The 18,378-nt window shown below is 66.4% G+C and carries 14 protein-coding genes and 2 rRNA genes; 3 read left to right on the forward strand and 13 right to left on the reverse strand.

Annotation, left to right across the window (positions count from 1 at the left end; genetic code table 11):
* The first annotated feature begins 7 nt into the window (after window positions 1–7).
* Entirely contained in the window at window positions 8–2,341 is a 2,334-nt protein-coding gene (locus AC1AYP_RS04940; protein WP_476546997.1) for an energy-coupling factor transporter ATPase, read from the forward strand.
* 56 nt (window positions 2,342–2,397) lie between these two features.
* Here AC1AYP_RS04940 and AC1AYP_RS04945 read toward each other — a convergent pair whose 3' ends face one another.
* The 4 genes from AC1AYP_RS04945 to AC1AYP_RS04960 form a co-directional block, all read right to left on the reverse strand.
* Window positions 2,398–3,702, reverse strand: coding sequence for a ferric reductase-like transmembrane domain-containing protein (locus AC1AYP_RS04945; RefSeq protein WP_476546999.1), 1,305 nt, complete (start codon window positions 3,700–3,702; stop codon window positions 2,398–2,400).
* 79 nt (window positions 3,703–3,781) lie between these two features.
* Window positions 3,782–4,582: an FAD:protein FMN transferase gene (locus tag AC1AYP_RS04950; RefSeq protein ID WP_476547000.1), complete on the reverse strand. Its 801-nt coding sequence runs from the start codon at window positions 4,580–4,582 to the stop codon at window positions 3,782–3,784.
* Window position 4,583: 1 nt separating this feature from the next.
* Complete coding sequence (locus AC1AYP_RS04955; protein ID WP_476547002.1) at window positions 4,584–5,150, reverse strand: FMN-binding protein; 567 nt, start codon at window positions 5,148–5,150, stop codon at window positions 4,584–4,586.
* 151 nt (window positions 5,151–5,301) lie between these two features.
* Entirely contained in the window at window positions 5,302–6,561 is a 1,260-nt protein-coding gene (locus AC1AYP_RS04960) for an MFS transporter (protein WP_476502054.1), read from the reverse strand.
* A 96-nt stretch (window positions 6,562–6,657) separates the two neighbouring features.
* Here AC1AYP_RS04960 and AC1AYP_RS04965 point away from each other — a divergent pair, with 96 nt between their 5' ends.
* Window positions 6,658–7,950, forward strand: a complete 1,293-nt coding sequence (locus AC1AYP_RS04965) for a DUF5067 domain-containing protein (RefSeq protein WP_476547004.1) — start codon at window positions 6,658–6,660, stop codon at window positions 7,948–7,950.
* A gap of 103 nt (window positions 7,951–8,053) precedes the next feature.
* Here the strand turns inward: AC1AYP_RS04965 and glnA are convergent, their stop codons facing one another.
* Window positions 8,054–9,391, reverse strand: coding sequence for a type I glutamate--ammonia ligase (gene glnA, locus AC1AYP_RS04970; RefSeq protein ID WP_476502052.1), 1,338 nt, complete (start codon window positions 9,389–9,391; stop codon window positions 8,054–8,056).
* Window positions 9,392–9,461: 70 nt separating this feature from the next.
* Between glnA and AC1AYP_RS04975 the strand changes: the two genes are divergently transcribed.
* Complete coding sequence (locus AC1AYP_RS04975) at window positions 9,462–10,910, forward strand: DUF2252 domain-containing protein (RefSeq protein ID WP_476547006.1); 1,449 nt, start codon at window positions 9,462–9,464, stop codon at window positions 10,908–10,910.
* 251 nt (window positions 10,911–11,161) lie between these two features.
* Here AC1AYP_RS04975 and priA read toward each other — a convergent pair whose 3' ends face one another.
* The 8 genes from priA to AC1AYP_RS05015 form a co-directional block, all read right to left on the reverse strand.
* Entirely contained in the window at window positions 11,162–11,887 is a 726-nt protein-coding gene (priA, locus tag AC1AYP_RS04980; protein ID WP_476502050.1) for a bifunctional 1-(5-phosphoribosyl)-5-((5-phosphoribosylamino)methylideneamino)imidazole-4-carboxamide isomerase/phosphoribosylanthranilate isomerase PriA, read from the reverse strand.
* 74 nt (window positions 11,888–11,961) lie between these two features.
* Window positions 11,962–12,606 carry an imidazole glycerol phosphate synthase subunit HisH gene (hisH, locus tag AC1AYP_RS04985; protein ID WP_476532870.1) on the reverse strand — a complete coding sequence of 215 codons (645 nt, stop codon included), beginning with the start codon at window positions 12,604–12,606 and terminating at the stop codon, window positions 11,962–11,964.
* Window positions 12,607–12,632: 26 nt separating this feature from the next.
* On the reverse strand, window positions 12,633–13,370 hold the full coding sequence (locus AC1AYP_RS04990) for a hypothetical protein (protein WP_476547008.1): 738 nt from the start codon (window positions 13,368–13,370) through the stop codon (window positions 12,633–12,635).
* On the reverse strand, window positions 13,370–13,972 hold the full coding sequence (gene hisB, locus AC1AYP_RS04995) for an imidazoleglycerol-phosphate dehydratase HisB (protein ID WP_476502047.1): 603 nt from the start codon (window positions 13,970–13,972) through the stop codon (window positions 13,370–13,372). Before hisB ends, AC1AYP_RS04990 begins: the two co-directional genes overlap by 1 nt.
* A 76-nt stretch (window positions 13,973–14,048) precedes the next feature.
* Window positions 14,049–15,209, reverse strand: coding sequence for a histidinol-phosphate transaminase (locus AC1AYP_RS05000; protein WP_476502046.1), 1,161 nt, complete (start codon window positions 15,207–15,209; stop codon window positions 14,049–14,051).
* Complete coding sequence (gene hisD, locus AC1AYP_RS05005) at window positions 15,206–16,603, reverse strand: histidinol dehydrogenase (RefSeq protein ID WP_476532873.1); 1,398 nt, start codon at window positions 16,601–16,603, stop codon at window positions 15,206–15,208. The genes AC1AYP_RS05000 and hisD overlap by 4 nt, the downstream gene beginning before the upstream one ends.
* A 132-nt stretch (window positions 16,604–16,735) precedes the next feature.
* A 5S ribosomal RNA gene (rrf, locus tag AC1AYP_RS05010) occupies window positions 16,736–16,852 on the reverse strand.
* Window positions 16,853–17,012: 160 nt separating this feature from the next.
* A 23S ribosomal RNA gene (locus tag AC1AYP_RS05015) occupies window positions 17,013–18,378 on the reverse strand; the annotation flags it as partial.

The following is an 18,378-nucleotide window of genomic DNA, read 5'->3' on the forward strand; positions in this document are numbered from 1 at the left end:
GACGACCGTGAACCTCGCCGAACTCGACCACATCCGCTTCAGCTACGACGGCGGCGCCACCTGGGCGCTCGACGACGCCTCCCTGACCGTACGGGAAGGCGACTATGTCGCGCTCACCGGCGCGAACGGATCGGGCAAATCGACGCTCGCCCGTCTCGTCGCCGGTCTCGCCGCGCCTGATGCAGGCGCCGTGATCCTGCTCGGCCATACCGTCTTCTCCGACGCCGGTCCAGACGCGGACGCCTATCGTGCGGCCCGTCGGGGCATCGGCGCCGTGTTCCAGAATCCGGAGGACCAGCTCGTCACCACCGTGCTCGAGGACGATGTGGCGTTCGGACCGGAGAATCTCGGCATACCGCGCGACGGCGACGACGGCAACGGGCGCGGCGGCATCGGCGAGCGCATCGCCGAATCATTGCACGCCGTGCGACTGGACGACATGCGCCGCGCGAACCCGATCCGCATGAGCGGCGGCCAGCAGCAGCGCGCCGCCATCGCAGGCATGCTCGCCATGCGCCCACGCCTGCTCGTGCTCGACGAGCCGACCGCCATGCTCGACCCGTTGGCGCGACGCGAGGTGATGGACGTGCTCGACGAGCTGCATGCCGCCGGCACGACCATCGTCCACGTGACGCACCATCCGGACGAGATCGCGCGGGCGGGTCGCGTCGTGCGGCTCGAACATGGTCGGATGGCGGACGACGACGCATGTCCTTCGCCCCCGCCGGTGGGGGCTCCCGCGAAGCGGGTGGGGGTGGTCCCGCGACAGGCGACGCACTCCCCCGCCACCGACATCATGCTGTCCGTCTCCCACGTCTCCTACGCCTACGCCGGCGGCGGGCCGATCCTCGACGACGTGTCGCTTGGGATCCGCCGTGGCGAGACGGTGGCGCTGATGGGCGCGAACGGTTCCGGCAAGTCGACGCTGCTGCGGCTCGTGTGCGCGCTCGCCAAGCCGGATTCCGGTTCGATCATCGTGGACGGCATCCACGTCGAGAAGGCGAAACGGCGCGACCTCGCCGCGCTGCGCCGCACGGTGGGGCTCGTCATGCAGCATCCGGAACGCCAGCTGTTCGCCGATACGGTGCGTGACGACGTGGCGTACGGTCCCACGAATCAGCGGCTGCCGCGGACCGAGATCGACGAGCGCGTGGATTGGGCGCTGCGGGTCGCACGTCTGGACGGTCTCGCCGACCGTTCCCCGTTCGATCTGTCGGGTGGACAGCAGCGGCTCGCCGCCATCGCCGGCGTCATCGCGTGCAGGCCGAAGCTGCTGGTCATGGACGAGCCGACCGCGGGTCTTGACGCGGACGCGCGCGAACGCATCTACCGGCTCGTCGACGAGCTCAAGACGCAGGGCGTGACCATCCTCGTCGTCACCCACAGCCATCAGGAGGCCCGTCGCATGGCCGACCGCATCGTCGATATGGCGGCGTTGTCGGCGTCCGATGCCGGTACGACGCACGACGCTCTCGGCATCCCCGCGGGCGCGGATGCGCCACAGGACGTTTCACAAGGCGTTTCACAATACGTTTCACGGAATGTTCCACGCGCCGGCGCCCGGACCGCCGCCAAGTCCTCCCCCATGGCCCGTCTCGACCCGCGCGTCAAGATGGTGGCGTTCCTCGTCGCCATGTTCTCCGCGTTCGCGATCGGGAACGCATGGCAGCTACTGCTCGGCGCGGCGTTCACCGCCGGCGTGGCCACGGCCGCACGCATCAGGCCCGCACGGCTGCTCGGCTCGGTGAGGATGTTCCTCGGCCTGTTCACGGTGATGGGGCTGCTCAACATGTTCTTCGTGCGCACCGGCGACACGCTGTTCACGTTGGGTCCCATCCCCGTGACGGACGACGGCGTGGCCACGGCCGTGCTGTACACGTGCCGTTTCGCGCTCGTCATCATCCTGGGCGCGGTGTTCCTCGCGACGACCACCCCCACCGCGATCACCGACGCGTTCGCCTCGCTTCTCTCACCGTTGCACCGGCTCGGCGTGCACACGCAGGAGATCGCACTCGTGCTGAGCCTCGCCCTGCGGTTCATCCCCACGCTGGCCGTGGAGGCGCAGGCCGTGGCGGACGCGCAGGCGGCGCGCGGCGGTTCGATCGAGACGGGGACGCTCCCGCAGCGGGTGAGGGCGATGACGGCGATCATCGTCCCGATCTTCGCCGGCGCGCTGCGTCACGCGGACAACCTCTCGCTTGCGTTGGACGCCCGCTGCTATGAGGAGGGCGCCCGCCGCACGCACTGGCGCGTGATGCGGGTCGCCGCACGCGACGTGGCGTTCGCCGCCGTGCTCGTCCTCTATCTGGCCGCGCTCGCCGCGCTGTCCGTGCTGGCCTGATGGTTCCGTCTGACGGAACCGGCCCGACGGGAACCGATGCCCGGCCTCAATCGCAATCACATCGCGAACGGCTCGTAGTAGATGTCGTCGGCGTTGACGCCCCGCTTGAGCAGGAACGCGCGCCACGCCCTGAGCATCCCGTAGGGGCCGGCGATGAGGTAGAGCGCGCCCGGACGCATGGCGTCAGCGACGTCCTTCTCCTCGAAACGGCCGCCGGCGCGCAGGGGGACGTGCACGTTGGCGTGGTCGTGGTCCATCGCGCGCAGGTCGTCCGCATGCACGAGGTCCTGTTCGCCGCGCGCGCCGTAGAGCAGGGTCACGCTTCTGCCGGTCGGCGCATACGCCTCGATGAGCGACAGCAGCGGCGTCACGCCGATGCCGCCACCGAGCATGACCAACGGCGCGCCGTCCGCATGTTCGTCGATGAAGCGACGGTAGCGGCCGTAGCTCGGCTGCACGAGCGCCGGCGTGCCCACGGGCAACGTGGCGATGCGGCGCGTGAAATCGCCGTCGGCGCGGATGTCGAAGCGCATGGGCACCAGTCCGGAACCCGTCTGCGCGCCGACGGCCGTGTTGATCATCGAGAACGGATGGTATTCACGCATGCCCTTCGTCTCGGGGAAGCGGATGAACGTGAAATCGCCGGGCTCCCATCGGGCGTCCTTGGCGGGCACGTCGAGGGTGAGCTCGGTGACGCCCGACGCGACCTGACGCACGTCGGTCACACGGGCGGCGACGGCACCGGCGCGCTGGCGGATTTTGGAGACCACGTACCAGACGAACACGGCCACGGTGGCGGCATCGAACAGGATGATGAACGGCAGATCGTCGCGCACGAACGCGATGGACTGCACGTGCAGGAAGATGAGCGCCACGGCCACGAGGTTGAGACGGTGGATCCACACGCTCGACTCATGACGGAACACCCGTTCCAAGGCGCGCTTGAGCGAGGCCACCCACCGCACGCGGGCCGACAGCCATCCGGCCATGAACACCAACGAGTAGACGGCGAGGAAGATGAACAGGTAGAGGCCGGCGCCTCCGAACAGTTTGGTCAGGCCTTCTGCGGGCAGCAGGTTGGCGTGCAGGAACGCGAGCGCGATGGCCAACAGGCTCAGCACGCCGTGGATCATATACATGTGGGGAAGGCCCACCGTGCGGTCCACCCAACGCGGCCGTCCGGCCAGGTAGACGGCGGTGAGCATCCACACGTACGCGACGACGCCGATGCCGATGCCGGCGGACATGTCCGCGAAGAACGCGGGCATTCCGGCTCTCAGCGCGGCGAGGAACGGCAGCGGGATGACGAACAGCGCCACCACCCAGGCGAGGGCGGTGGATGTGGTGATGCGTCGCAGCATGGTTGCGATGTCCTTTCGATATGCGGGTTCGCTAGGTAGCGGTGATTGTGGTTGGGATGAAGCGGCGTCGCGGTCGTCGTCACGCCGCCGATGCGGGATGCGGCGTGACGGTGTGCTTGGCCCCGTCCCGGTCGATGAGCAATGCGGAGAACAGCGAATCGGATTCCCCGGCGACGAGATCTGCGAACCGCTCGCGTCCGGCGGCGATGGCGGTGGTGGCCCACATGTCCGCGTCGGTCAGATGCGTGCCGATGACGGTGGCCTGGATGAGGTCGTCGGCCGTCCGGTCGATGTGTTCGCCGCGTTTCGACGTGCCGCTGGTCGCGACCGCCCCGTCGGCGAGACGCACGGTGCCGGCGAGCATGCCGGCGTCGCGCGGATCTTCGATGCCGACGCCCCAGACGTAATCGCTATCGGAGGCGACGCCCAGCTGCATGTCGCCTCCGCCGCCGAGCGCCGCCGCCTCGGCGCGTCCGGCGTCGAGCAGCGGGCGCAGGAAGCGCGTGAACGCGCGTTCGATGGCCCACCCCTTGACCAGGCCGACCGGATCGTAGCGTCCGTCGCGCATCGCACGGAAATGGCCGTGCGTGACGTCGGCGGCCATGGCGGCACGCGCATAGACCTCGTGGAAGTCGTGGTCGTCGAGCAGGCCGCTCCAGTCGCCGCGATTGGCGCGCGAGGTGAGCGAATCGTCGCGGAACGGCGAGAACGTGCGGTCCACGTGCGACAGGAATTCACGGCATGATTCGGCGGCCCCGCGCAGGACGGATTCGTCGGCGCGCCTCAGACGCAGCGTGAACGGCATGGTCATGAGGTGGAAGACCGCGGTGCGCAGCATGCCGTCGTCCGTGGCGTGGTAGGCGATGGCGGTGGACGTCATGTCACTTCGCCTGGTCGAGCGCGTCCTGCAGCGAGCCGATGAATCCTGTGGAGGTCTCGGTCGCGCCGGAGACCATCTGGATGTCGGCGCTTTGGGCCTTGACGGCCTCGTCGGACAGCTGCGGGATCGCCTGCTGGGCGATTCCGAGCGAACGCGGGTTGTCGCTCGGGTATTTGACGGCGGCGACCTGCGTGACCTTGCCGTCGGCCACGGTCACCTGCACCTGCACGTCGCCTTTGGATGTGGCGACGACCGCGCCCGTGTAGACGCCGTCCTTGAACGCGCCCGAATCGGACGAGGTGCCATCGGAGCCATCGGAATCATCGGTGGATCCGGTGCTGGAATCGGAATCGGCACCGGAACCGGAACCGCCATCCGATGCCGCCGAGTCGGAGGTTCCCTTGCCGGAGGCGGACGAGGAGCCGGACGTGTCCGACCCCAGCGGCGTGCCCGAGGCCACCGACGGGGAGGCGGCGCTCCCCCTGCCGGCGAACAGCAGTATCATGTCGGCGGCCGCGGCGAGGATGCCGATGACGGCGATGATGGTCGAGATCGCTTTGCGACGCATATGGTTTCCCTTTGCAATCGATGAATAGGCTGAAATATCAAATACCACGATTCGTGGTATTCCCCTGCCTTGCCATCATAGGGAAGCCACCGACCCCAAAGCCTAGAAAAACCTGAAAAACCGGTGGAAAAAGCTTGCGCTGTGGGCAAGCTCACATTGCGGCGGTTTCGGCCGGTTCCTCCGCCGTCACATAACGACGCAGCAGCGTGGTGATGACGACGGCGAGCGCGGCGAAGACGGCGCCGAACGGGCCGAGCCAGGTGAGTCCCAGATGGTCGTTGACGAGTCCGCCGACCGCGGATCCGATGGCGATGCCGATGTTGAAGCTCATCGAGTTGAGCGAGGCGGCGAGGTTCATCGATCCCGGGTGCGACTGGGCGGCGACGTCCATGTACAGCACCTGCGACGACGAGTTGAACAGGTACATCATCATGCCGAGGGCGACGAGCAGGATCGCGCCGTACACGGGGACGACGGGCGCGAGCGCGAGCGTGGCGAGCAGCACGGTGTGCAGGCAGAAGACGGGGCGCGTGCGCACGAGCGGTTCGACGCCGCGGCCGCGCTCGGCGAGCTTGCCGCCGTACAGGTTGCTCCACAGGCAGGCGACGCCGTAGAGGACGAGTCCGATGCTCACGTAGCGTTCGGGCACGCCGATCTCGTCGCGCATGATCGGCGTCAGATACGTGTAGAACACGTAGCTGGAGGCCGCGCCGCACACGACGGTGAGCACGCCGCCCCAGATACGGTGGTCGAAGAAGAGACGGAACTGGCGCAGGAAGCCGATGGTCACCGGGTGCGAGTTGCGCGGCAGGACGAGGAACATCATCGCCATGAGCGCCGCGGTGGCGGCGGTGATGATGAGGAACGTGATGCGCCAGCTGAACGTGTTCGCCACCCACGTGCCGAACGGCACGCCGACGACGGAGGCGATGGAGAACCCGGAGAACACCCATGCGATGAACTTGGTGCGGTATTTGTCCGTGGTGACGTCGGGCGCGTAGGTCATGGCGATGGCGACGAGCGTGCCGGAGACGAGCGCAATCATGATGCGGGCGACCAGCAGGACGGCGTAGTTGGGCGCGAGCGCGCACAGGAGGTTGCCGACGAGGAAGACGCCCATGAGCGTCAGGTAGGTCGCGAAGCGCGGGAACCGGGCGGAGATGGCGGAGCCGAGCGGCGTGACCGGCGCGTAGACGAACGCGAACAGGGCGACGAGGTTGCCGACGGTCACCTCGGACACCTTGAGTCCCTGCGCGATGTCGGGCAGGATGCCGACGACCACGAACTCGCTCATGCCGAGCATGAAGCTCGCGAGGACGAGAATCGTCACCGGCAGGTTGAAGAAGCGGTCGGATCGGGTCGAAACCGGTTTCTCGCCGGGTTCCGTCACGGGTGCGGGATTATTCGTCATCTTCCTGGTTCTTCCTCGTCATGTCGTTCCATGTGCATGCTATTGGCCCAGCCCTACAATGGAGATGAAGCGACACGCGGGTGGAAGGGGCGCGGCATGTTCGGCGATTCCGATGGCGGACAGATCAGGTGGGACGGCGACGGCGCCGGGACCGATGGCGGGACCGGCAAGCCGGATACGAACGACACGATCAATGGGAACAGCGGGGCCGACGGTCCACGCGAAGGCGGCGGACCCGATAAACCCGATAAACCCGATAACCCCGATAAACCCGGCAAACCTAACAACTCCGGCGGGGCCGACCAATCCGAGAAAGCGACGATGCGCCGGGTGCGCACGCTGCTCATCGTCGCCGCCGTGGCCGTGCTGGTCGTCCCCCAGCTCGTGGGCTTCTGGCGGGTCACACGCGCCATGAAGTCCATATCATCATCGTCATCATCATCGTCCTGGAGCACGACGCCGGCACCGCAGGACCCGGAGATATCGGTCAAGGAGGGCAACGGCCCGTTGACCGGAAGCGACACGGACGACACGGCCGTCCTCACCGTCGACAAGGCCGTGTCGGGAGGCGTGGACCGTATCGACGGCCGACCGCTCATCGTCGTCTATTTCACGCTGGAGAACACCTCGGAGCATGCGATACAGCTCAACCTGATCTCCGACCCGCAGGCCTCGCAGCACGGGCTGGAGCTTCCGCGCTCCTCCGTGCAGGACGTCTACGAGAACGGCGAGCACCACACGCCGCTCGAAGGCTACGACGCGGACTCACGGCAACGGACCGTCATGCCGAAGGAGAAGACCTCGATCCAGTCCACCTACCGGATCATGGACGCGTCCGCGCCGGTGAGGTTCACGGCGCTCGGATTCCACGGGACCGACGCGGTGTCCGCCGCGTTCTCCGTCGCCGCGGACAGGCCGATGGGCGAGGCGTTCGAACGCATCGCACTGGATTCCGTTCCCAAGGCCACGGCACCCGACGAATCCGATCTCAAGAGCTACATTCCGTTGCGCGACTGGCGCGGCACGACGGTCCTCGGCTACGTGAAGCCGCTGAAGGCGGAGCGCGGACCGGACACGAGCAGGGGCGAGCACACAATCGTCGTCACCTATGCGTGGGTGAACAAGCGCAACAAACCCCAAGGCCTGACCGACATGGCCAGCATCGAAGTATGGAAGGACGGGTCGAAGCTCGACATGACGTACCTGCCCGAGCATGACGGCGACGACTACACGGCCAACGAACAGCTGCTGCGCCTGGATTCCGGCGCGTCGGCCCGAATCAAGGTCGCCTACCTCGCCGACGAGCCCGGGAAGGTCGAGGTGCGCATCCGGTCCTCCGCGCAGCCGTCGGACACGAAGCCCGTCACGAGGACGTTCACCGTCTCCTGACCGCCGCGGCCGCGACCCGTGGCGGATCATATGGAAAAGGCGGGGCTTCCGGCGATAGGAAACCCCGCCTTCACGCATGCGCGCGCCGACCGCGTTACAGCCGTTACAGCTTCGGCAGGTACGTCTTGAGCTCGTACGCGGTGACCTGGCGGTTGTACTCCTCCCACTCCTGACGCTTGTTGCGCAGGAAGTAGTTGAACGCGTGCTCGCCGAGCACGTCCGCCACGAAATCGGACTTCTCCATGATCTTCAGCGCGGCGCCGAGCGAGCGCGGCAGCGGCTCGATGCCCATGGACTGGCGCTCCTCGTCGGTGAGCTCCCACACGTCGTCGCTCGTCGGCTCGGCCAGCGTCATCTGCTTCTCGATGCCGTCGAGGCCGGCGGCCAGCAGTACCGAGTACGCGAGGTACGGGTTGGCGACCGGGTCGAGGCCGCGGAACTCCATGCGCGCGGAATTGCCCTTGCCGGGCTTGTACTGCGGGATGCGCAGCAGCGCGGAACGGTTGTTGTGGCCCCAGCAGATATAGCTCGGCGCCTCGTTGCCGCCCCACAGGCGCTTGTACGAGTTCACGTACTGGTCGGTGACCGCGCAGATCTCCGCCGCATGGTGGAGGATGCCGGCCGCGAACTGGCGGGCGGTCAGGGACATGTTGAACTCCTGGCCGGCCTCGTAGAACGCGTTCGCGTCGCCCTCGAACAGGCTCAGATGCGTGTGCATGCCGGAGCCGGGCGCGTCGGCCAGGGGCTTGGGCATGAAGCTCGCGTGGATGCCGCGTTCCAGCGAGATCTCCTTGACCACGGTGCGGAACGTCATGATGTTGTCGGCCGTGGTGAGCGCGTCCGCGTACCGCAGGTCGATCTCGTTCTGGCCGGGGCCCGCCTCATGATGCGAATACTCCACCGAGATGCCCATCTGCTCGAGCATGTTCACGGTGGCGCGGCGGAAGTCCATGCCGGGGCTGCGCGGCACGTGGTCGAAATAGCCGCCCTCGTCAATCGGCGTCGGGGCCTTCGACCAGTCGTCCTGCTGCTCGAACAGGTAGAACTCCATCTCGGGGTGCACGTAGAACGTGAAGCCCTTCTCCTTCGCCTTGGCGAGCGAACGCTTCAGCACGTGGCGCGGGTCGCCGAGGCTGGGCTCGCCGTCCGGGGTGAGCACGTCGCAGAACATGCGGGCCGTCCCCTGCGGTCCGCCGCGCCACGGCAGGATCTGGAAGGTGGAGGGATCCGGCTTGACGATCATGTCATCCTCGGACACACGCGTCATGCCCTCGATGGCCGAACCGTCGAATCCGAGCCCCTCCTCGAACGCAGCCTCCAGTTCCGCCGGCGCGATGGCCACGGACTTCAGCGTGCCGAGCACGTCCGTGAACCATAGACGAATGAAGCGCACGTCGCGTTCCTCGACGGTGCGCAGGGCGAACTCCTGTTGCTTATCCATAGTGCCCAATCCTCACACCCACGTGTTAGGGCTTTGTTACCTCGGCGCACGTCACGCTACAGTGGTGCCCATGAGCGAAGCCGCACAAGACCATCTCACCCCATCCGCCAATCCGCCCATCGACGTCACGTCATGGGAACGGGCCGACTCCCCCCGCGAGCGTTCGCGCGCCGGCATCGCCGCACGCGCGAAGGCGCCGCTCGAATCGCACGCCGTCTGGCAGGTGCGGTCGGGCCGCCGCGAGGCGATCGACCTGCTCGAGGAGCAGTCCGCGATCCGCGTGCCCGATCTGATCCCGCTGCGTTACAAGCGCATGAGCGCCAGCCCGTTCACGTTCTACCGCGGCACGGTGCTCATCATGACGAACGATCTGGCGACCACGCCGGTCACCGGCATCCCCGTGCAGTGCGTGGGCGACGCGCACATCGGCAATTTCGGCATCTTCCGCTCCCCCTCCGCCCGTCTCGTGTTCGACATCAACGACTTCGACGAGACGGCGACCGGACCGTGGGAGTGGGATCTCAAGCGTCTCGCCGTGTCCGTGGAGATCTGCGGCCGGGCGAACAAGCTCAAGGAGAAGGCGATCCGCGAGGCCGTGCTCCAATGCACGCGCGAATACCGCGAGCGCATCAAATGGTTCTCCGAAATGGATTATCTCGACGCCTGGTACGAGCATCTCGACGTGGAGGAGACGCTCGACCGGTTCGAGACGACCGGCGGCGGCAAGCGCAACGGCACGCTGCGCCAGGCCGCGATGAAGGCGCTGCTCAAGGACAACGACGCGGCCGCCGCGAAACTGTGCCGGTTCAAGGACGGCAAGCTCAGGTTCAAGTCGAATCCGCCCGAGCTCGTGCCGATCAACGAGCTCGACAGCTACGCGGATCTCGACGCGTTGCAGGCCCGTCTCGACACGCTGTTCGAGAACTACCGTCACTCGCTGTACGAGGACCGCCGCTGGGTGTTCGACCATTTCCGTTATCAGGATGCGGCGCGCAAGGTCGTGGGCGTCGGTTCGGTGGGCCAGCGCGCGTGGGCGAGCGTGTGGATCGCGCGCGACATCGACGATCCGATGATGATCCAGATGAAGGAGGCCACGTATTCGGTGCTCGAGCATTACTGCGGCGCCTCCCCGTACGCGACGCACGGTGAACGCGTGGTGCAGGGCCAGAAGCTCATCCAGTCCACGGCGGATGTGCTGCTCGGCTGGACGAGCTTCCTCGCCGAGGACGGCAGGAAGCGCGACTACTACGTGCGTCAGCTGTGGAACGGCAAGGGGTCGATCGACATCGACAATCTCAACGCCACGGCATTGTCCGATCTGGCGCGCATGTGCGCCTGGTGCCTCGCCCACGCGCATGCGCGCACCGGCGATTCGATCGCGATCGCGAACTATCTGGGCGGCTCCGACGAGTTCGACCAGGCGATCGCCTCGTTCGCCGTCAGCTACGCCGAACAGAACGACGAGGACTACGCCGTCTTCGAGAAGATGATCAAAAAAGGCCAGCTGCCCTGCGCGTAGAGGATGTGAGGGACACGCTCCACCCCTCCGGGAATCCTGGCGCCGACCTCTCTCGGCACGGCGCCGCCCTTTCTCGGCGCAAGGATTCCCGGAAATCATCCCCTTCTTCCGGGAATCCTTGCACTGAGACGACGTCAACACAAGAAATCCCGGAAGACTTGCGTATCTTCCGGGATTTCCCGCGCCGGCTCATCGATCGTCATCCTTCGGACGACATCCGGCACCTACTTGGTCACATGGCCTTCCGATGCCTACTTCGCGACCTCGAGCGCCTCTTCGAGCGTGAACGCGCGCGCGTAGAGCGACTTGCCGAGGATCGCGGAGTCGACGCCGAGGTCGGCGAGCTCGCGGATGTTCCTCAGATCGTCGAGCTTGGAGATGCCGCCGGAGGCGGTCACCTTCGCGTCGGTGCGTTCGGCGACCTCACGCAGCAGGTCGAGGTTCGGCCCGCTCATCATGCCGTCGCGCGCGACGTCGGTGACGACGTAGCGCGAGCATCCGGCATCGTCGAGCATCTTCATCGTCTCGAACAGGTCGCCGCCTTCGCGCGTCCAGCCGCGCGCGGCGAGCGTGTGCCCGCGCACGTCGAGACCGACGGCCACACGGTCGCCGTATTTCGCGATCGCCTTGCGTGTCCATTCCGGGTTCTCGAGCGCGGCGGTGCCGATGTTGACGCGGGCGGCGCCGGCTTCGAGCGCGGCGTCGAGCGACGCGTCGTCGCGCACGCCGCCGGACATCTCGATGTTGACGCGGCTGCCGAGCTCGTGGACGATCTCGCGCAGCTGGGCGCGGTTGTCGCCGGTGCCGAACGCGGCGTCGAGGTCGACGAGGTGGATCCATTCCGCGCCGGATTCAACCCACGTGCGCGCCGCCTCGAGCGGGGAGCCGTAGTCGGTTTCGGAGCCGGACTCGCCTTGGCGCAGTCGCACGGCCTTGCCGTCGCGCACGTCGACGGCGGGAAGCAGGGTGAGGGACATGATGGGAGCCTTTCTCGGGGATTGGTGGTTGGCCGCGATGACGCGGTTGTGACGATGGCGGCCGGTGACGTCGGTCAGAACGTGGCGATCCAGTTCTTCAGGAGCTGGGCTCCCGCATCGCCGGACTTCTCCGGGTGGAACTGGGTGGCCGACAGGGGCCCGCGCTCGTAGGCGGCGACGAACCGGCTGCGGCCGTACGTGCACCAGGTGACGTGCTGTTCGTCGGCGATCTCGATTTGGAGTCCGGACAAATCCTTCGCCGTCGCCTCATGCGCGGCGTAGGAGTGGACGAAGTAGAAGCGTTCGTCCTCCACGCCCTTGAGCAGCGTGGAGCCTTCCGCGCCTTCGACCGTATCCCAGCCCATGTGCGGCACGACGTCCGCGTCGAGCGGGTCGACGGAGCCGCCGATCAGGCCGACGCCGGCGGCGTTTTCGCCATGCTCATGACCGGTCTCGAACATCACCTGTTCGCCGACGCACACGCCGAGCACCGGGCGTCCGGCGCGCAGACGGTCGACGATCACGCGGTCGCCCTGCACGTGGCGCAGGCCCTCCATGCAGGCGGCGAACGCGCCGACGCCCGGCACGACGAGACCGTCGGCCTCGAGCGCCTGACGGTAGTCGGAGGTGAGCGATGTGTCGACGCCGAGTCGTGCGAGCGCACGCACCATGGAGCGCACGTTGCCGAATCCATAGTCGAAGACGACTGCTGTGGTCACGGGATTCTCCTTATCGATGTGACAGGTTATTCGATGCTGGAACCGCGGGTGGCTCCCCCACGGCCCATGCGCGTGTGGTCGGCGATCACCTTCATCGCCTGATCGTGGTCCATGCTCCCCGAGTCGACCACTTCGAAGCCCTTCGACTTCAATTGGGCGACGGTGGTGATGCCGAGCATGAGATCCTCCACGAACCGCGGCGTCGAATTGAACAGGATGGGCGGGGCGAGCGTGGAGCCGGCCTGTCCGCCCGCGTACAGGGTGACTTCGAGCTTGTCGGCGCGGTTGACGCCGAGCACGACGCTCATGCCGCCGACGACGGTGGTGATGTCGCGCGCCGCAGCCTCGGGCGCGTCGCCGTCGAGACTGCGCAGCACGGCGACGGCACCCTGGTTGGAGCCGATGCAGTCGGCGGAGATGTCGGACAGCTGGCAGAACGCGGCGAGCAGCTGCGCCGACGCGATGCGCGTGACGAGCGCCGCCATCTTCGCCTTGTTGCCGAGCAGTCCTTCGAGCGCGTCCTCGAATCCGGTGGCAGGATCGATCGAGGAGGCATCATCGGGGATGTCGATGCCGTCGATGTCCGGCAGGTCGCCGTCGGAGGCGGAGGCGCCGGATCCGTCGGCATCGCCGGTATCGCTCTCCTGCGCGAACTCCTTTTCGAAGCCCTCCATCGCCTTGGCGATGTCGTCATCGGAAAGATGGCCCGCGTCCGGATCGAAATCGTCGGGGCCGCCGCTCTTGCCATCGTCCCAGCCGGACATCACAGCGATCCCTTCGTGCTCGGGATCAGACCCTCGATGCGCGGATCGGGTTCGACGGCGAACCGCAGCGCACGCGCGAACGCCTTGAACTCGGCTTCGGCGATGTGGTGCGGATCGCGGCCGGCGAGCACCTGCAGGTGCAGGCAGATGCCGGCGTGCAGCGCGATCGACTCCATGACGTGGCGCACGAGGGAGCCGGTGAAGTGGCCGCCCATCATGCAGTATTCGTAGCCTTCCGGCTCGCCGGAGCACACCACGTACGGACGGCCGGAGATGTCGACGACGGCCTTGGCGAGCGCCTCGTCGAGCGGCACGGTGGCGTCGGCGAAGCGGCGGATGCCGCGCTTGTCGCCGAGCGCCTGCCTGAGCGCCTCGCCGAACACGATGGCCGTGTCCTCCACGGTGTGGTGCACGTCGATGTCGGTGTCGCCGTGCGCGTGGATCTTCAGGTCGATGAGCGAATGCTTGCCGAGCGCGTTCATCATGTGGTTGTAAAACGGCACGGAGGTGTCGATGTCGGTCTGGCCGGTGCCGTCGAGATTCAGTTCGAGGTCGATGTGCGACTCGCTGGTCTCACGGACGATGTGCGCGGTGCGCGCCATGGTGTTGCTCCTTCAGGAAAGTTGCGGGAAAGTCTGCGTTGCGACGTGGTGATGTCGGGACGTTGCTCGCCTGACGTCATTCGGCTTCCACGATGCGCAGGGTCTCGGCGAGGGCGTCGCGGAATCGCGCCATCTCCTCGTCGGTGCCCATGCACACGCGCAGCCAGCCGTCCGGGCCGACGACGCGGATGAGGACGCCGCGCTTCAACAGCTCGTCGAAGATCGCGTCGCGCTTGTCGAAGCGTCCGCCGAACAGCAGGAAGTTGGAGCCGGATTCGGCGACTTCGAGATGCACGCCCTTGTAGGTCTGCTCCTTCAGCCATGCGGCGGTCGCCTCGCGCGTCTCGCGCAGGTGGCCGACGCGGCTCAGCTGCTCGTCGGTGTGCTCGAACGCGGCGAGGGCGGCGGCCTGGGTGACGGCCGACAGATGGTACGGCATGCGCACGATGCGCACGCAGTCGATGATGCCCTTGGACGCGGCGAGATAGCCGACGCGCGCGCCGGCGAAGGCGAACGCCTTGCTCATCGTGCGGCTGACGGCCAGGTTCGGATGGTCCTTGATGAGGCTCACGGCGCTCGGGGTGCCGGGGTTGCGGAACTCCACATACGCCTCGTCGATGACGAGGATCGGGTGCACGCCTTCGCCGGCGCCCTCCACCTCGGCGGTCTCGCAGGCGGCGAGGATGCGCTCGATGTCCTCCATCGGCAGCGGCGTGCCGGTCGGATTGTTCGGGCTGGTGAGCAGCACCATGGACGGCTTGACCTCGTGGATCGCCTCGATGGTCTTCTCCACGTTGAGCGTGAAGTCCTCGTTGCGGTGGGCGAGCTTCCAGCCGGTGAACGTGTCGCGCGCGTACTCCGGGTACATCGAGTACGTGGGGTCGGCGCCGAGCGCGGTGCGGCCCGGACCGCCGAACGCCTGGAACAGCTGGAGCATGATCTCGTTGGAGCCGTTCGCGCCCCACAGTTCGTCCACGTCGAGGCGCGTGCCCGACTCGCGGGCGAGATAGTCGCTGAATGCACGGCGCAGTTCGATGTGCTCGCGGTCCGGGTAGCGGTTCAGCGTGGGGGCGATCTCGCGCACGCGGCGGGCGATCGTGTCGCACACGGCCGGATCGGGCGCATACGGGTTCTCGTTGACGTTGAGGCAGACGGGCACGTCGAGCTGCGGCGCGCCGTACGGCTCCTCGCCGATCAGATCGTTCCTCAGGGGCAGGTTCGAGGGGATGGCACTCACAGCAGACCAGCTTCCTTCTCCTGCTCGCGCAGGGTCGCCTTGTCGTACGGATCCTTGACGAAGCGGGACAGCACGCACTCGCCGTGGGCGGGCAGGTCCTCGGACACGGCGAACGCGTTGATGCGCGCGGCGAGGGCCTTCAGACCTTCCTCGTCGTATTCGATGACCTCGACGGGCTTCATGAAGGTGTGCACGCCGAGACCGGCGGCGAAGCGGGCGGTGCCGCCGGTGGGCAGCACGTGGTTGGAGCCGGACATGTAGTCGCCGAGCGGCACCGGCGAGTAGGGGCCGCGGAAGATGGCGCCCGCGTTCTTGATGCGCTTGACGACCTCGTCCGCGTTCGCGGTCTGGATCTCGAGGTGTTCGGCCGCGTAGGCGTTGGCCGCGTCGATGGACTGGTCGAGACCGTCAGTGAGGACGATGGCGGACTGCGTGCCGGAAAGGGACGTGTGGACGCGTTCGGCGTGCTCGGTACGCGGCACGCGGTAGTTCAGGTTCTCCTGCACCTTCTCGGCGAGCTCCGGCGAATCGGTGAACAGCACGGAGCCGGCGAGCTCGTCATGCTCGGCCTGGCCGATGAGGTCGGCGGCCACGAGGCTCGGGTTCGCGTCCTTGTCGGCGATGATGCCGATCTCGGTGGGGCCGGCGACCGCGTCGATGCCGACGAACGCGGAGACGAGGGACTTGGCGGTGGCGACGAAGATGTTGCCCGGGCCGGTGATCTTGTCGACCGGATCGCACAGCACGGCGCCATCCTGCGGCTCGGAGCCCTTCGCGCCGTAGGCGAACATGGCGATGGCCTGGGCGCCGCCCACCGCGTACACCTCCTTGACGCCGAGGATGGCGCAGGTGGCGAGGATGGTCTTGTTCGGCAGGCCCTTGTCGTTGTCGCGGGCCGGCGGGGTCGCGATGGCGAGGGATTCGACGCCGGCGGCCTGCGCGGGCACGGCGTTCATGATGACGGAGCTCGGGTACACGGCCTTGCCGCCGGGCACGTACAGGCCGACGCGCTGGATTGGGATCCAGCGTTCGGCGACGCGAGCGCCGGGCGCGAGATCGGTGTGGAAGTCCTTCGGCACCTGGTTGGCGGCGACGGCGCGGGCGCGGCGCACGGATTCCTCGATGGCAGCGCGCACTTCCGGGTCGAGCGTGGTGAGCGCATCCTGGATGGCCTCTTCGGGCACGCGCAGGTGCTCGGGGCGCACATGGTCGAACTTCTCCTCGAAGTCGCGCAGGGCGGCCGCGCCGCGCTCCTTGACGTCGTCGAGGATGGGGCGCACCAGATCGGTGGCTTCGGAGGTGCCCATGGCGGCGCGCGGCATCGCGGCCAGCAGTTCGGCACGGGACAGGACTTGACCGCGAAGGTCGATGATTCGCATGATGTTCTCGCTCATAACAGTCCATCGTAACAACGGCGATGGTTGGAATGACGGGCGATGTCCACTTTTCGCCCGCTTGGTGGAACATGTCTGGGTATGCGTGGACCCCCGGGAGCGTGTGCTCGACCGGGGGTCCTGATCGTTATAATGCGGCGGCGTGCTACTCTCCCACACTCTCTCGGGTGCAGTACCATCGCCGTGCCAGGTCTTAGCTTCCGGGTTCGGAATGGGACCGGGCGTCTCTCCTGGGCTATGACCGCCGCAAATCTTCTCTTATCAGGGATGTTCCTCCCTGGATGCTGGTGGCTTGGGGACCGGATGGTGGACGCTTCATGTTGATCGTTTGGGTTGTGACGTCACGGTTGCTCCGTGTCGCGTGCATTCGCAGAAAGAGGTTGATGCCGTCCCCTATAGGAGGGGATGAATGTGTGTCGCGCTTCCCCGTTAGTACCGGTCGGCTCCACCCCTCGCGGGGCTTCCACGTCCGGCCTATCGACCACGTGTTCTTCATGGGGGGTCTCAGGAACCGTGGTTCCCTGGGAATACTTATCTTGGAGCGGGCTTCCCGCTTAGATGCTTTCAGCGGTTATCCCTTCCGAACGCAGCCAACCGGCGGTGCCACTGGCGTGACAACCGGCGTACCGGAGGTTCGTCCACCCAGGTCCTCTCGTACTATGGGCAGGTCTCCTCAGTATTCCGACGAGCGCAGAGGATAGAGACCAAACTGTCTCACGACGTTCTGAACCCAGCTCGCGTGCCGCTTTGATCGGCGAACAGCCGAACCCTTGGGACCTGCTCCAGCCCCAGGATGCGACGAGCCGACATCGAGGTGCCAAACCATCCCGTCGATATGGACTCTTGGGAATGATCAGCCTGTTATCCCCGGGGTACCTTTTATCCGTTGAGCGATGCCGCGTCCGTACACCGGCACCGGATCACTAGTTCCGACTTTCGTCCCTGCTCGACCCGTCGGTCTCGCAGTCAAGCCCCCTTGTGCACTTGCACTCGCCACCCGATTGCCAACCGGGCTGAGGGGACCTTTGAGCGCCTCCGTTACTCTTTGGGAGGCAACCGCCCCAGTTAAACTACCCGCCAGGCACTGTCCCAGAGCAGGATCACTGCTCGTGGTGAGACATCCAATGCGAACAGAGCGGTATTTCACCTTGCGACTCCACACGGACTGGCGTCCATGCTTCCAAGTCTCCCGCCTATGCTACACAATCCACACCGAATGCCAATACCAAGGTATAGTAAAGGTCCCGGGGTCTTTTCGTCCTTCTGCGCTTAACGAGCATCTTTACTCGTACTGCAATTTCGCCGAGCTCCTGGTCGAGACAGTGGGGAAGTCGTTACGCCATTCGTGCAGGTCGGAACTTACCCGACAAGGAATTTCGCTACCTTAGGATGGTTATAGTTACCACCGCCGTTTACCGGGGCTTGAATTCACCGCTTCACCCGAAAGGGTTGACGGATCCTCTTAACCTTCCGGCACCGGGCAGGCGTCAGTGCATATACAGCGGCTTGCGCCTTCGCATGCACCTGTGTTTTTGGTAAACAGTCGCTACCCCCTGGATTGTGCCACCCCCAACCGCTCCCCGGGCAAGCCGGTTCACCATCGGGGGTCTCCCTTAAACCGAAGGAACGGGAGTGATTTGCCGAGTTCCTTGACCAGGATTCGCTCGATCGCCTTGGTATGCTCTACCTGACCACCAGTGTCGGTTTGGGGTACGGGCGCCCATGCGCCTCGCGCCGAAGCTTTTCTCGACGGACGGACCCACCGGAAGACGTCC

This window comes from Bifidobacterium sp. LH_424, assembly GCF_056356895.1.

Coding starts and splice junctions, on each gene's coding strand:
- AC1AYP_RS04945 (WP_476546999.1), bottom strand. CDS start 3,702: ATGCTGCGACGCATCACCACATCCACCGCCCTCGCCTGGGTGGTGGCG.
- AC1AYP_RS04950 (WP_476547000.1), bottom strand. CDS start 4,582: ATGACGTCCACCGCCATCGCCTACCACGCCACGGACGACGGCATGCTG.
- AC1AYP_RS04955 (WP_476547002.1), bottom strand. CDS start 5,150: ATGCGTCGCAAAGCGATCTCGACCATCATCGCCGTCATCGGCATCCTC.
- AC1AYP_RS04960 (WP_476502054.1), bottom strand. CDS start 6,561: ATGACGAATAATCCCGCACCCGTGACGGAACCCGGCGAGAAACCGGTT.
- AC1AYP_RS04965 (WP_476547004.1), top strand. CDS start 6,658: ATGTTCGGCGATTCCGATGGCGGACAGATCAGGTGGGACGGCGACGGC.
- glnA (WP_476502052.1), bottom strand. CDS start 9,391: ATGGATAAGCAACAGGAGTTCGCCCTGCGCACCGTCGAGGAACGCGAC.
- AC1AYP_RS04975 (WP_476547006.1), top strand. CDS start 9,462: ATGAGCGAAGCCGCACAAGACCATCTCACCCCATCCGCCAATCCGCCC.
- priA (WP_476502050.1), bottom strand. CDS start 11,887: ATGTCCCTCACCCTGCTTCCCGCCGTCGACGTGCGCGACGGCAAGGCC.
- AC1AYP_RS04990 (WP_476547008.1), bottom strand. CDS start 13,370: ATGTCCGGCTGGGACGATGGCAAGAGCGGCGGCCCCGACGATTTCGAT.
- hisB (WP_476502047.1), bottom strand. CDS start 13,972: ATGGCGCGCACCGCGCACATCGTCCGTGAGACCAGCGAGTCGCACATC.
- hisD (WP_476532873.1), bottom strand. CDS start 16,603: ATGAGCGAGAACATCATGCGAATCATCGACCTTCGCGGTCAAGTCCTG.